General features: G+C 71.7%; 14 protein-coding genes. 11 read left to right on the top strand and 3 right to left on the bottom strand.

The features are described 5' to 3' along the window. Positions 1 to 64: 64 nt before the first annotated feature. A complete protein-coding gene (locus ABZ194_RS08075) occupies positions 65 to 718 on the top strand; it encodes a sigma-70 family RNA polymerase sigma factor (RefSeq protein ID WP_355593632.1) in 654 nt (217 codons plus the stop codon). A 41-nt stretch (positions 719 to 759) separates the two neighbouring features. Further along, positions 760 to 999: a zf-HC2 domain-containing protein gene (locus ABZ194_RS08080; protein WP_355593634.1), complete on the top strand. Its 240-nt coding sequence runs from the start codon at positions 760 to 762 to the stop codon at positions 997 to 999. Here ABZ194_RS08080 and ABZ194_RS08085 read toward each other — a convergent pair. Then, positions 964 to 1,248 (bottom strand): zf-HC2 domain-containing protein, encoded by a 285-nt coding sequence (locus ABZ194_RS08085; RefSeq protein WP_355593636.1) that lies wholly within the window; start codon positions 1,246 to 1,248, stop codon positions 964 to 966. The genes ABZ194_RS08080 and ABZ194_RS08085 overlap by 36 nt on opposite strands. Positions 1,249 to 1,439: 191 nt before the next feature. Between ABZ194_RS08085 and egtA the strand changes: the two genes are divergently transcribed. From egtA to ABZ194_RS08125, 8 genes are all read left to right on the top strand, one after another. Continuing rightward, the gene (egtA, locus tag ABZ194_RS08090; RefSeq protein WP_355593638.1) at positions 1,440 to 2,678 is read left to right on the top strand and encodes an ergothioneine biosynthesis glutamate--cysteine ligase EgtA; all 1,239 of its coding nucleotides are present in this window, start codon (positions 1,440 to 1,442) and stop codon (positions 2,676 to 2,678) included. Further along, positions 2,675 to 4,015 (top strand): ergothioneine biosynthesis protein EgtB, encoded by a 1,341-nt coding sequence (egtB, locus tag ABZ194_RS08095; RefSeq protein ID WP_355593640.1) that lies wholly within the window; start codon positions 2,675 to 2,677, stop codon positions 4,013 to 4,015. The genes egtA and egtB overlap by 4 nt, the downstream gene beginning before the upstream one ends. Next, positions 4,016 to 4,735 (top strand): ergothioneine biosynthesis protein EgtC, encoded by a 720-nt coding sequence (gene egtC / locus ABZ194_RS08100; RefSeq protein ID WP_355593642.1) that lies wholly within the window; start codon positions 4,016 to 4,018, stop codon positions 4,733 to 4,735. Positions 4,736 to 4,932: 197 nt separating this feature from the next. After that, positions 4,933 to 5,913 (top strand): L-histidine N(alpha)-methyltransferase, encoded by a 981-nt coding sequence (egtD, locus tag ABZ194_RS08105; protein ID WP_355593644.1) that lies wholly within the window; start codon positions 4,933 to 4,935, stop codon positions 5,911 to 5,913. A 200-nt stretch (positions 5,914 to 6,113) separates the two neighbouring features. Then, entirely contained in the window at positions 6,114 to 7,373 is a 1,260-nt protein-coding gene (gene egtE / locus ABZ194_RS08110) for an ergothioneine biosynthesis PLP-dependent enzyme EgtE (protein ID WP_355593646.1), read from the top strand. A gap of 142 nt (positions 7,374 to 7,515) precedes the next feature. After that, complete coding sequence (locus ABZ194_RS08115; RefSeq protein ID WP_355593648.1) at positions 7,516 to 8,073, top strand: helix-turn-helix domain-containing protein; 558 nt, start codon at positions 7,516 to 7,518, stop codon at positions 8,071 to 8,073. Continuing rightward, positions 8,066 to 8,941, top strand: coding sequence for an SRPBCC domain-containing protein (locus ABZ194_RS08120; RefSeq protein ID WP_355593650.1), 876 nt, complete (start codon positions 8,066 to 8,068; stop codon positions 8,939 to 8,941). The genes ABZ194_RS08115 and ABZ194_RS08120 overlap by 8 nt, the downstream gene beginning before the upstream one ends. Positions 8,942 to 9,153: 212 nt before the next feature. Continuing rightward, entirely contained in the window at positions 9,154 to 9,612 is a 459-nt protein-coding gene (locus ABZ194_RS08125) for an HIT family protein (protein WP_355593652.1), read from the top strand. On the opposite strand, the gene ABZ194_RS08130 is transcribed toward ABZ194_RS08125, so the two are convergent. Further along, positions 9,587 to 10,633 (bottom strand): CapA family protein, encoded by a 1,047-nt coding sequence (locus ABZ194_RS08130; RefSeq protein ID WP_355593654.1) that lies wholly within the window; start codon positions 10,631 to 10,633, stop codon positions 9,587 to 9,589. The two genes, ABZ194_RS08125 and ABZ194_RS08130, sit on opposite strands and share 26 nt — an antisense overlap. 586 nt (positions 10,634 to 11,219) lie before the next feature. On the opposite strand from ABZ194_RS08130, the gene ABZ194_RS08135 reads away from it, so the two are divergent. Next, entirely contained in the window at positions 11,220 to 12,026 is an 807-nt protein-coding gene (locus ABZ194_RS08135; protein ID WP_355593918.1) for an SAM-dependent methyltransferase, read from the top strand. 58 nt (positions 12,027 to 12,084) lie between these two features. Here ABZ194_RS08135 and cutA read toward each other — a convergent pair whose 3' ends face one another. Further along, complete coding sequence (cutA, locus tag ABZ194_RS08140; RefSeq protein WP_355593656.1) at positions 12,085 to 12,303, bottom strand: divalent cation tolerance protein CutA; 219 nt, start codon at positions 12,301 to 12,303, stop codon at positions 12,085 to 12,087. Between the last annotated feature and the right edge of the window lie 146 nt (positions 12,304 to 12,449).

The following is a 12,449-nucleotide window of genomic DNA, read 5'->3' on the forward strand; positions in this document are numbered from 1 at the left end:
CACGCCCCGCACAACCGCCCCGACCTGACGCATGCCCCGAACAACCGACCGGGAGGAGGCGATATTGGAGTCCTTCACCGGCAATAGGCTGCCTCCGGACGAGGTCGTCGTCGCGGCCCTGCGCGCCGGAGACGAGACGATGTTCGCGGCACTGCTGGACACCTGGTCGCGGGGAATGCTCTGGCTGGCCCGTTCGCACGTGTCCACCAACGACTCGGCGGAGGAGGTCGTGCAGGACACCTGGCTGGCGGTGATCAGGGGGATCGACGGCTTCGAGGGGCGCTCGTCGGTCAAGACCTGGGTCTACCGGATCCTGGTCAACACCGCCAGGAAGCGCGGGGTGCGCGAGAACCGCACGGTCCCGTGGAGCAGCGCCTTCTCCCCGAAGGAGAAACCGGCCGTCGACCGCTCGTGTTTCCAGGGCGCGGACGACCCCTTTCCCGGACAGTGGAAGAACATCCCCGCGGCCTGGCCGACCCCGGAGGGCGAGGTGCTCGCCGCGGAGGTGCGCGACCAGATCGCGGCGGCCCTGGCCGAACTCCCGGCCAGACAGCGGGCCGTGATCACACTCCGCGACGTCGAGGGGTGCACCTCCGAGGAGGTCTGCGAGATCCTGGACGTCTCCGCGGCCAACCAGCGGGTCCTGCTACACCGCGCCCGCGTCGCGGTGCGCGGGCGACTGGAGGAGTATTTCGAGACGGTGAGGCGGTCGGCGTAGTGAAAACGGTTCAGTTTCGAGACGGTAAGGCGGTCCACCTCGTGAAGCGGTTCAGCTGCGACCAGTGTGGGACACTCGTCACCGCCTACATGGAGAACGAGCTCGACGAGCCCACCCGATACCTGTTCGAGGAGCACCTGGCCGGCTGTGAGGGGTGCGAGCGCTATCTCGCCCAGTTCCACGTCACCGTCGACACCCTGGGCGGGCTGCGCCCCGAGCCCCTGCCCGGCGGGATGCGCGACCGGCTACTGTCGGCCTTCCGGGACCTGCGGGGCTCCTGAGCCGAAAAAGATCCCGCACAACCTGCCGAGCAGCCCCTGGGGAACCTCCCCCGTACGGAGACAGCCGAGAATCCCGATCGTCACCCGGAACTGCTCCAGGTAGGCGAGACAGTCGGCGCACCCGGTCAGATGGGCCTCAAGACGCCGCCGCCGCCCGGCGGGCAGCGCCCCGTCGAGATAGTCGGTGACCAACCCCAGAACCTCACGGCAGCCGGCCGAGCGCCCGAACCTGGGCCCCCCTCGCGTCATTCCCGCCCCCGCTCCATGTGGAGTAGTACCGCACAAGGATCAATCCGTTACACCCCACCCTCTGTTCCGCCACACCGCCCCCGCCGTTCCGCCACACCGCGGCCCCCGCCGCCCCCTGTCCGGTCCCCGCTGTAACGCCCGCCCGCCTCGCGGATCTATAGATCCGTACACGTCGGGCGGAAGGGGAGACGATGACCGGTCCTGCGGCCGAGGACACACCGATCCGGGACGCCTCGGATGTGAGGGCCTTCGCGCGGAGCTGCTTCAGGGGCGCCACCGGAAACCAGGTGGGTGTCGAACTGGAGTTCCTGGTCTTCGACCGTACGGCCCCCGCCGTCCAGGTCCCGCTGGCCAGGATCGCCGACGTCCTGCCACCGCTGCCGGGCGGAAGCCGGGTGACCTTCGAGCCGGGAGGCCAGCTCGAACTCTCCGGTCCGGCGGGACCTCTGCCGGAGGCGATCGCCCGCCTCTCCGCCGATGTGCGCCTGACCCGCGAGGCGCTGCGGCGGGCGGGGCTGGTCCTGGGCGCGGTGGGCCTCGACCCGATCCGGCCGGCCCGGCGACAGCTGCGCCTGCCCCGGTACGAGGCGATGTCGGAGTTCTTCGACAAGCCGTACGGATCGCTGATGATGTGCTCGACGGCGTCGGTCCAGGTCAACCTGGACCTGGGCGAGAACCCCTCGGTGCGCTGGAACCGCGCGCACCTCCTGGGCCCCGTCCTGGTGGCGGCCTTCGCGAACTCCCCGCTCCACGAGAGCCTGCCGTGCGGATGGATGTCGGGCCGCCAGGCGGTGTGGGAGCATCTCGACCGCACCCGGACGGCTCCCGTCACACTCCCCGGCGAGCGGGACGGCGATCCGGCCGACGCCTGGACGGAGTATCTCCTCGACGCCCGGCTCATGCTGGTCCGCGAGAGCAGCGAGCACTACCGCCCGATCCGCGACGGCTCGACCTTCCGCGACTGGCTGGCCGCGCCCGAGCCCCCGCCGACCCTGGCCGACCTCGCCTACCACGCGACGACGGTCTTCCCCCCGGTACGGCCCCGCGGCTGGCTGGAGATCCGCTACCTCGACGCCCAGCACCCGGCGCGCTGGCCGGTGTGCGTGGCGGTGACCCACGCCCTGCTGATGGACGACCGCGCGGCGGACACCGCGCTGGCCGCGGCCGAACCGTGCGCGGGGATGTGGCCGGAGGCGGCGCGCTGCGGCCTCACGGAGCCGCAGCTGAGGAGGGCCGCCGACACCTGCTTCCAGGCCGCCCTGGCCGCGCTGCCCCGCCTGGGCGCGTCCGCGGACCTGATCGGCGAGGTGGCCGCGTTCGCCGACCACCACGTGACGACCGGCCGATCCCCGGCAGTGGACCTGCTGGATCCGGCGAGAGGATCGGGACGGCCCCGGCCGGCCTGGTTGACGGAGGAGGAACCGGCGTGAACGACTTCAAGGAACGGATCGCCGGCGAGCTGATCGCGGTGCGCGACCGATCACTGGCCTACACCGACATCGAGGACGACCTGCTGGTCGGCCAGCACTCACCGCTGATGTCACCGCTGGTGTGGGATCTGGCGCACGTGGGCAACTACGAGGAGCTGTGGGTGCTCAGGGAGGCCGCCGGGATCACCCCGCTCCGCCCCGAGATCGACGATCTGTACGACGCGTTCAAGCACCCGCGCGAGGACCGCCCGAGCCTGCCCATCCTGGGACCGGCGGAGACCCGCCGCTACATCGACGGCGTCCGCGGCCGGGTGCTGGACGTCCTGGACGCCCTCGATCCGCGCGACCCGGCCCCGCTGCACCGGGACGCCTTCGTCTTCGGCCTGGTGATCCAGCACGAGCACCAGCACGACGAGACGATGCTCGCCACCCTGCAGCTGTCGAGGAGGCCGGGCCTGGTCCGCGACGGCGACCTGCCGCCCGGCCGTCCCGCCGGGCCCGAGGAGGTGTTCGTCCCCGCGGGCGCGTTCCTGATGGGGACCGGCACCCAGCCGTGGGCCTACGACAACGAGCGGCCCGCCCACCGCGTGGACCTGCCCGCCTACTGGATCGACAGGCTCCCGGTCGGCAACCGCGCCTACGCCGACTTCATCGAGGACGGCGGCTACGAGGACCCGCGCTGGTGGACCCCGGAGGGCCTGCGGTGGCGGCAGGAGAACCACGTCTTCGCCCCGCTCTTCTGGACCAGGGACGGCGGCGTCTGGTGGCGGGCCCGCTTCGGCCGGCACGAGCCCGTGCCCATGGAGGAACCCGTCCAGCACGTGTGCTGGTACGAGGCCGACGCCTACGCCCGCTGGGCCGGGAAGAGGCTGCCCACCGAGGCCGAATGGGAGAAGGCCTGCGGCTGGGACCCCTCGGCCGGGCGGACCAGGAAGTACCCGTGGGGAGACGACGACCCGGCACCGGACCGGGCGAACCTCGGGCACCGGGCGGCCAGGCCCGCGCCGCTCGGCGCCTTCCCCGCCGGGGCCGGCCCCTACGGCACCGAACAGATGATCGGGGAGGTGTGGGAGTGGACCGCCTCGCGGTTCCTGCCCTACCCCGGCTTCCGCAGCTTCCCCTACCGCGAGTACAGCGAGGTCTTCTTCGGCCAGGACTACCGGGTGCTGCGCGGCGGATCCTGGGCGACCGACCCGGCCGCGGTCCGCACGACGTTCCGGAACTGGGACCACCCGATCCGCCGGCAGATCTTCTCCGGCTTCCGCTGCGCCCGCCCGGCCTCCCCCGAACAAGGAGGGCGTCCACCGGAGCGCGGGTACTCACCGGAGCACGGATAGATGTGCCGCCACGCCGCCTGGCTGGGCGTCCCCCGCGCCCTCGCCTCGCTGATCCACGAGCCCGGCCACGGCCTGCTGCGGCAGTCCTACGTCCCGCGCCTGCAACGCCACGGCATGGTCAACGCCGACGGCTTCGGCGCCGGCTGGTACGACCCGGCCCGCGCGGAACCCGTCCGCTACCGCCGGACGGTGCCCGTCTGGGCGGACGCCAACCTGCCGGCCCTCGCCCAGACCGCCCGCTCGGGCTGCCTGCTGGCCGCCGTACGGTCCGCCAGCGCCGGCATGCCGATCGAGGAGACCGCGACCGCGCCCTTCACCGACGGGCCGTGGCTGCTCAGCCATAACGGCCGCGTCGCGCGGCAGGCCGTCCGGGAACTCGCCGACCCCGGCGACGTGGAGAGCACCTGCGACTCCGCGTGGGTCGCCGCCGCGGTGTTCGCACGGCTCCGCGCCGGCCGCCCCCTCGGCGACACGCTGGCCGAGGTGGTCACGCACGCCGGGACGAAGGATCCCGAAGGCCGGCTGAACCTGCTCGCCTGTGACGGCACCTCGCTCGCCGCGACCGCCTGGGGGGAGACGCTCTTCCTCAACCTCGACAACCCCGACGACGGCGTGCTCGTGGCGAGCGAACCACTGGACGACCGGCCCGGGTGGCAGGCCGTACCGGATCGGAGCCTGATCCTCGCCTCCCCCGGTGGTGTGCGCGTCCAGCCGTTGTGACGCGGCCCCGCCGGACCCCGTGACCCCGCCGCCGGCCCCGCCGTCACCCTCACAACCCGTGGCCCCTTTGCCGCCCGAGTCCCGCCGTCACCCTCACAACCGGCTCCCCCGCCGCTCCCAGCCTCGTCATCACCCTTACAACCTGTGACCCCGTTGTCGCCCGTACACCTGTCACCTGTAGCCCTGAAGGAGATCCCATGCCCGTCAGCCAGTCGGCCGTCCGGCTGACCAGCCATCTCGGCCACGACTACCTGCGCCAGGCGCTCGAACACGACGTCCGCTGCGGACTGGCGTCGACACCCCGGTGGCTGCCGCCCAAATGGTTCTACGACGCGGTGGGCAGCGACCTGTTCTCACAGATCACACGGCTGCCCGAGTACTATCCCACCCGCCGCGAGCTGGCCATCCTGCGCCGGCGGGCCGCCGACATCGCCAGGCGCAGCGGCGCGGACACGCTGGTCGAGCTCGGTTCGGGGACCAGCGAGAAGACCGTCCTGCTGCTCGACGCCCTCGCCTCGGCCGGGACGCTGCGCGCCTACACACCGGTGGACGTCGACGCGGTCACCCTCGGTGACGCCGCGCGGCGGCTCACCGCGCGCTACCCCGGCCTGGCCGTACACGCCGTCTGCGCCGACTTCGAACGCCACCTGGCGCTGCTCCCCCGCCAGGGGCGGCGCATGGTCGCCTTCCTCGGCGGCACCGTCGGCAACCTCGATCCGGCGGCGCGCGAGGTGTTCCTGAAGGAACTGCGCGCCACCCTCCTCCCCGGCGACTCCCTCCTTCTCGGAGCCGACCTGGTCAAGGACACCGGACGGCTGATCGCCGCCTACGACGACGCGGCCGGGGTGACCGCGGCCTTCAACCGGAACGTCCTGCACGTGATCAACCGGGAGCTGGACGCCGACTTCGAACCGGACGCCTTCGAGCACGTCGCGCTCTACGACGTACGGCGGGACTGGATCGAGATGCGGCTGCGCGCGACCCGCGCCATGGAGGTGCGGATCGGCGGACTCGACCTGTCGGCGTCCTTCGCCGCCGGTGAGGAGATGCGCACCGAGATCAGCGCCAAGTTCCACCCGGAAGGACTCCGGAGGGAGCTCGTCGCGGCCGGTTTCACCCCGGGCCGCCACTACACCGATCCGACCGGTGACTTCAGTCTCGTCCTGGTCCACACATAGGCTCAAAGAGCCCTGCCGCGTCTCCAGGGCCGCCGAGAGGACAACCCCGCGACTTACCCCATATGACCGCCGAGAGCCCGTCCGGGCCGCGTCAGACGCCCCGGGAGCCCCTGTGCCGCACCCGGCCGTGGAGAGCCCCTCCACCAGGTCCCCGACGATCGCGACGATCCCGTTCCGCACCCGACCGTGGAGAGCCCCAGATGACCTTCGAGAGTTTCTCCCTCCCCCACACGGCCCCCGGGAGTTCGGCGGGCCCGCGTGCCGTCGCCGAGAGCTGGCGGGCGGCCCGCCCCTCCACGGCCCCGGGCCACCTGGACGCCGCCGGATGCAACGTGCCCAGCGACCGGGTGTTCGACGCCGTCGTCCAGCACCTCCGGCGCGAACGCCAGGTGGGCGGCTACCCGGCGGTCCCGGACTTCCACCCGCCCAAGGCCGTGCTGGCCTCGCTCGTCGGCGCCGAGGCGGGCGACGTCGCCTTCCTGGAGAGCGGGACCGCGGCGATGGCGGCGCTGCTCGGCGGCTGGCGGCTGCCGGAGGGCAGCCGCGTCGCCGTCACGCGCACCGAGTTCGGCAGCACGCTCATGCTGCTACGCCGTCTGGCGCGGCTGTACGGCTGGCGGCTCGTCGAACTGCCCGTGGACGACGACTCCCGGCTCGACCTGGACGGCCTGCGCTCCCTGCTCGCCACCGGACTGGACCTGGTCACCCTCCCGCACATCCCCTCCCAGCGAGGCGTGGTACAGCCCGCCGCCGAGGTCGGGCGGCTCTGCCGTGACGCCGGGGTGCCACTGGTCCTCGACGTCTGCCAGTCCCTCGGGCACGTGGACACCGGCGGCGTCGGCGCCACCGCCTACGTCGGGACCTCACGCAAATGGCTCGCCGGGCCACGCGGGGTCGGTTTCCTGATCGTGCCCGGCCTCACCGGGGCCGGGCACGAGGGCGGGAACGGGGGCGGGCGTGTCCGCGGAGAGGGGGACGGCGGAGGCGACATGGACGCCGCCGTCCCCGCGATCAGCGGGCACACCTGGGTGGACGGGGAGGCGTCACCGCTGGCGGGGGCGGCCCGCTACGAGACCCACGAGGGGCCGATCGCCGCGCGGGTCGGATTCTGCGTCGCCGTACTGGAGCACCAGGCGCTCGGTCCCGCCGCGGTCCACGCCCGCCTGGCGGAGCTCGGCGTCACGGCGCGACGTCTCCTCGACGGGGTCGGCGGCTGGCGGGTGGTCGAGCCGCTGGACGAGCCGTCGGCCATCGTGACCCTCAGACCGCCGCCCGGATCGGACGCCGGGGCGGCCGTCGAGAAGGCCGGGGCGCGAGCCGTGGAGGCGTCCCTGACCGTCGGCGTCGTACCGGTCGCGCGGGCGCCCGAGGACCTGCCCACTCCGGTCCTGCGGGTCTCCCCGCCCCCCGGCGCCTCCGAGGAGGACCTGCGGACCCTGGCCCGCGTCCTCGACCACTGACCCCGCCACCTCCTCCCCGTTTCCGGCCGCCCTCCCCTTTCCGGCCGCGCCTCCCTGCGGCTTCTCAAGATCGTCAAGATCTCGGAGAAGGCCGGCGGACCCATTGACAAATTTAATCTGTACGTACAAAATCAATTTTGCGATGAGAGACGTCCTGTACCTGGAGCAGATCGAGCAGGCGGAAGCCCTGCTCAAGCCGCAGCGCATCGAGGTGCTGCGGCAACTCGCCGAGCCGCACTCGTGCACCGAGGTGGCGGCCCGGCTCGGCCAGACCCCGCAGCGGGTTTACTACCACGTGAAACGTCTGGTGGACGCCGGCCTGGTGACCCAGGTGTCGGAGCGCCGGGTGCGCGGCATCCACGAGGGCGTCTACCAGGCGAGTGCCCGTTCCTACTGGCTCTCGCCCCGTCTGGTCGGCCGGATCGGCCTGCGCAAGGCGCAGGACGAGCTGAGCCTCGGCTACCTGCTCGACCTCATGGAGGAGGTCCAGGCCGACGTCGCCGCGCTCGACCGGGCCGCGCCCGAGCTGCCGTCGGTCGGCGTGTCCGGCGAGATCCGGGTGCGGCCGGAGCAGCGTCAGGAGTTCCTGGACGACCTCCAGACCTTGTTGCAAGACCTCTTCACCCGCTACGGCGGCGCCGAAGGCGACGCCTTCAAGCTCGCCGTGGCCTGTTACCCCAAGGGAGAACCCCGTGAGTGAACCGATGAGGCTCCGAGCGCGCGTGGCCGCGTCGATCAAGGAGGTCCGTCACGCCCTGACCGACGCCGAGGCGCTGCGCACCTGGCTGGCCGAGCACGCCGAGGTCGACCTGCCACACCGGTATGAGTTCTGGGGCCGCCACACCCCGGAGGGGGACGCGCCCCACCAGCGACTGCTGCACGTCGACGATCACACGCTCCGTCTCTCCTGGCTGCTGGACGGCGAGGACACCACGGTCGAGATCCACCTGGAGGCGGAGAGCCCCGACACGACCGTCCTGACGCTCTCCCAGACTCACTTCGACTTCCAGGATGTGATCACCGGCAACAGCATCCGGGGCGTGCTCCAGACGTTCTGGTCGCTGTCGATCGCGAACCTGGTCGACCACCTTGAGGGCCGCGACCTCACCCCCAAAAACGACTTCACCTCCTCGCACCTGCGGGAAGAGATCGTCATCGACGCCCCCCGCGATGAGGTGTACGACTCGCTCACAAACTCAGAGAAGGCCGGCCAGTGGTTCGGCTACCCCATCGGAATCGAGCCGTACGTCGGCGGGCGCTTCGCCATGGGCGGCTTCGACGCGGGCCCCGCGGCGAAGATCATCGACCTGGACCCCGGCCACACCATGTCCATCGACTGGGACGAGACCGGCGTCAGCACCTGGGAGCTGGAAGACTCCGACGGCAAGACGCGGCTCACCTTCGTGCAGAGCGGCTTCGACACCCGCCGTCCGCCCCACGCCGCCTGGATGGGCTGGCTCAGCGGCATCGCCGAGCTGCGCCGCTTCCACGAGCTGAGCGACTGGTGCCCGATATGGCTGGAATACGAGATCCCGGGCCTGCCCGAGGGGGTCCCGGCAGCCGACTGACCGACCACACGGATCGGACATCCCGCAGGCGGGTGGAGCACCCCATCAAGACCGTCCGAGCTTACGGACCACCCGGCCCCCACCCGCCCGCGCTCCGCCCGCCCTCAAACGCCCCCGGTCGGGCCCGACCGGGTGGAGCAAGAAGCCGTGAAGCAGGGCTCTTACCGGCCTTCCGCCCGATACGGTGCGCCGACCTCATAGCATCGGACGGCATGACGGCCTTTTCAGGTTGCTATACCTGCGACCAGGAGGCGCAGTTCGACGCGCTGCCGCCTCGGGAGAGGATCGCGGCCGACGATCACTGGCGGACGGCTCACGCCATCAACACGGCACTGCCGGGATGGCTGGTGCTCGTCCCCCGCCGGCATGTCACGACCATCGCGTCCCTGACCGACGCCGAGGCGGCCGCGCTTGGTCTCTGGCAGGTCCGGCTGTCGCGGGCACTCCAGGAGACGACCGGCTGCGTGAAGACGTACGTGGCGCAGTTCGCCGAACAGGAGGGCTTCAGTCACCTGCACTTCCACATCGTGCCGCGCATGCGCGACCTTCCGGACGACCTTCGGGGCCCCAAGGTGTTCGGGCTCCTGGGGCGCACCGGAGCCGACCGCGTCCACGCCGACCAGATGGATGAGACAGCCACCAGGCTCAGCCGACTCCTCCACCAGCCCTAAAACCTGGTCGACCGCTCACCCCACGGTCTTGGGCGGGGCCGGAGCCGTGCCCCGTGCCGACCTCCACCACGATCTCGCGTCCGTCCTCGCTCACGGAGGTGCCCATGCGCGCGCAGGCGAGGGTGAGGCGGTCACGGACCCAGCACCAATCCGCCCCCTCGGCGAGCCGGGTACGGCCGTAGTCCAGCTTGAGCGGCAGGGCCCGCAGCCGTACGGGGCCGTGCTGGTCGAGGGTGACCAGCCAGAGCAGCCCGAGGTCGTTGCGGAGCACCGGATGCACGGCGTAGTCGTCGATGAAGTCACCGAGATCGTAGAGGACCCTCCCGGCGACGCCGTGGAAGACATGGGCGGAGTGCCCGGCCACGAGTGTGGCTCCGGCCTCGACGAGTGCGCCGGCCGCGGCGCGCACGTACGGCAGCGGCTCACCGACCATGTTGGGGCCCCAGTGCGGGGTGACCAGCACCGCATCGACCCGGGTCCGCAGCTCTCCGATGACGGCCGGCAGCCAGGGCGGGACGCCGTCGGTCAGGGCCGCGTGGGCGATGCCCGGCCGGTGCGGGGCCGCGGCGAAGTCTCGCGGATGGTCACCACAGGCGACGATTCCCAGTCGCAGGCCACCGGCCGTGACCTCGACCGGCCGACGCGCCTCGGCCAGGCCGTCCCCCGCGCCCACACACCGGATCCCCACGCGGTCGAGGTGCCTTCGGGTGTCCCGCAGGGCGTCGTAACCGAAGTCCAGGGCGTGATTGTTGGCGAGGGTGACGCAGCCGACCCCCAGACCGGCCAGCAACTCGGCGGCCTGCGGCGGAGCCCGGAAGTGGAACGGCTTGCCCGGCGCGTCCCAGAGCACGCCGCGCGCGGAGACGCAGCACTCCAGATTGAGCAGGAAGAAGTCCGCCCCGGCCAGGCGGTCGCGCATCTCGCCGGAGAAGAAGTCGTTCAGGTCCGCGGAGCGGCTGACGCGCTCGGCCACGCCACGACCGAGCATCGTGTCACCGGCCAGGGCCACGGTGATGGACATCGAACTCACCCCTGTTCCCAGCCAACCACCGCGTCCAGGCCCCGTGCAGGGACCAAAGCCCATGCCGGGGGAGGACCTTCAGCCCTGCCTTGGCGACGATCTTCAGTTCGGCCGGACGGGGCTACCGGGGCGCGGGCCTTCACCCCCGGCCTGAAGGCCGGAGCACTGGCCCCCGCCCCGGTAGCCGTACAGCCCGGCGGGAAACCTCGCCGTTCACGGGCACACCTCTTCCGAGGAAGGGGAAAGGACTCTTTCCCCTATGGTCCTCGCGCGTGCTTTTGCCGCGCTCTCATGAGACGGCCGCCTAAACAGGCGGGACCCACAGGCGCGCTCACGCCGGACGGGTCCCTGAACCGGGCGATGGAGGACTGATCCATGAACGACGGCGGATCCGCAACGCCTCAGTCCGCGGGACCCGCATCCGCGCCGGTTCTCCTCGCTCGCTTTGCGTGCGTCCGATCGGCGAGGTGCGTCGCCACCGATTCGGGCACGAGGCCCATCCGGGTCTATGGATCTTGGTGGAGGTGAGGACTACGCTTGTCGCATCGCCCGCGCACCCCGGAACAGACCGGAGAAGTGACTCTTGATCGATGATCCCGATCGGCGACCACCCACCTCGATCAACACCGGCGTCTCACACTCGGCCCGCGTCTGGAACCACCTGCTGGGCGGCAAGGACAACTACGCCGCGGACCGCGAGGCCGGCGACCTGATTCTGCGGATGTTCCCGGGCATCGCCCACATCGCCCGCCTGCAGCGGCGCTTCCTCGCCCGAGCGGTCCAGTACCTGACCGGCGAGGTCGGCATCCGCCAGTTCCTGGACGTCGGCACCGGTCTGCCGACCGCCGACAACACCCACCAGGTCGCCCAGCGCCTGGCCCCGGAATCGCGGATCGTCTACGTCGACAACGACCCTCTGGTGCTGGTGCACGCCCAGGCCCTGCTCACCAGCACACCCGAGGGAGCCACCGACTACGTCGAAGCCGACGTGCGCGACCCCGGCAGGATCCTCCGTGAGGCGGCCAGGACGCTGGACCTCACCCGGCCCGTCGCGCTCATCATGCTGGGAATCGTGGGGCAGATCCCCGACTCAGAGGACCCGTCCTCGATGGTGAGCCGGTTCCTGGACTCCCTGCCGTCCGGCAGCCACCTGGCGCTCAGCGACGGCACCAACACCAACGAGGCGTTGAACGCGGCCCTCCGGGTCTACAACGACAACTCGGCCAGTTCCTACCATCTCCGCGACCCCGAGCGGATCGCCGGCTTCTTCAACGGCCTGGAGCTGGTGGAGCCCGGCGTGGTCACCACCTCCAGGTGGCGGCCGGATGTCGCGGATATCGGGAACGGTCCCGAGGAGGTCGACGCGATCTGCGGCATCGGCCGCAAGCCCTGACGCCTCTCCCACCGCCCTCTCCGGGGAAACCCGCCGCCGACGGTCGTCCGCGGCGGCGCTACGCGCCGGGCCGCGGTGCCGTCTCCTGCCTGATCCAGTCCAGGTGGTCGGCGGTACCGGCCGCCGGCGCGACCGCGACGATCCGCGGCACCTCGCAGGGGTGCGGCTCCCGCACCCGCCGGGCGGGATCCTCCAGCCGCTCGACGGTGGTCTTCGTCACGTGCATCGTCCACGGCCGCCTGCGGGTGTTCCTGCACTGGTGGCTCGCCCTGCTCACGTTCGGACTGTGGCTGCTCGTCGCCATCCCGGTCAGCCTCATCGGGTGGCGAATCACCAGGACCATCCCCGTCCGGCATGTGCGGGGCCGTACCCGCCCCGGTACGGCCGGTGGATCGGCAGCTCTCGGGGGCGGGAACGGCCACC

The organism is Streptosporangium sp. NPDC006007 (assembly GCF_040614315.1).
GTDB lineage: Bacteria > Actinomycetota > Actinomycetes > Streptosporangiales > Streptosporangiaceae > Streptosporangium.